Origin of the sequence: Nocardioides aequoreus (genome assembly GCF_000720335.1) — a bacterium.
Classification (GTDB): Bacteria; Actinomycetota; Actinomycetes; order Propionibacteriales; family Nocardioidaceae; genus Marmoricola; species Marmoricola aequoreus.
The window spans coordinates 1-1,083 of sequence record NZ_JOJN01000030.1; the positions used below are offsets into that span (position 1 = coordinate 1).

The following is a 1,083-nucleotide window of genomic DNA, read 5'->3' on the forward strand; positions in this document are numbered from 1 at the left end:
TGTACCCGGCCATGACGTTGGTTCCAGGCTCAAAGCGTTGACGTAACGAGAACCCCCGAGTGGGCTGTGGCTTGTCGAAGGTCACAACACCCGGAGGTTCTCGTGTCCCACCGTAATGCCCGTTTGACCCCGCACGGCCGGTTGCTGATCGTGCAGCGGCACCAGGCGAACTGGAAACAAGCCCACATCGCTGCGGCCATGGGCGTCTCACGCAAGTGCGTGAAGACCTGGATCGACCGCTACGAGAGCGAGGGTGCAGCCGGGCTGGAGGATCGTTCCTCGCGCCCACACACGATGCCCACCCGGACCAGCTCTGAGGTCGAGGCGCAGGTGTTGGCCGCTCGCGCTGAGTACCGCGAGGGCCAAGACGTCCTCGCTGCGAAGATCGGCGTGCCGGCCCGCACGATCGCCAGAGTGCTGCGCCGCCACGACGTGCCCTACCTGCGTGAGTGCGACCCGATGAGCGGTGAGGTGATCCGCTCATCGAAGGCCACCGCGATGCGCTACGAACGCGAACGCCCAGGCGAACTGGTCCACATGGACGTCAAGAAGCTCGGGAAGATCCCCCTCGGCGGAGGCTGGCGGGCCTTCGGTCGTGGCCAGGGAGGCAACCGCGACCGCAAGAACGGCACCGGCTACGACTTCGTGCACTCACTGGTCGATGACCACTCCCGGCTGGCCTACTCCGAGATCCTGCCCGACGAAAGGGGCGTCACCTGCGCAGAGTTCCTGAGCCGGGCTGCGGCCTACTTCGCCGCGAAGGGCATCCCAGCGATCGAGCGGGTGATGACCGACAACGCCTTCGCCTATCGACACAGCGCCGCGATGAAGCAGGTCTGCGCCGACATCGGCGCCCGCCAGATCTTCATCAAGCCGCACTGCCCATGGCAAAACGGCAAGGTCGAGCGACTCAACCGCACCCTGGCCACCGAATGGGCCTACCGGCAAGCCTTCATGACCAACGACGAGCGCGCCGCGGCACTTGCACCCTGGCTCGAGCACTACAACACTCAACGTCGCCACAGCGCACTCGCAGGACTCCCACCCATCAGCCGACTGTGACCAACCTGGTGGCCGAGTACA

At 65.6% G+C, this 1,083-nt stretch carries 1 protein-coding gene; it reads left to right on the plus strand.

Going from position 1 to position 1,083, the window contains the following annotated elements; all coding sequences use genetic code 11:
- Positions 1 to 102 precede the first annotated feature (102 nt).
- Positions 103 to 1,062, plus strand: coding sequence for an IS481 family transposase (locus IG63_RS0120190; protein ID WP_030486137.1), 960 nt, complete (start codon positions 103 to 105; stop codon positions 1,060 to 1,062).
- Positions 1,063 to 1,083 lie beyond the last annotated feature (21 nt).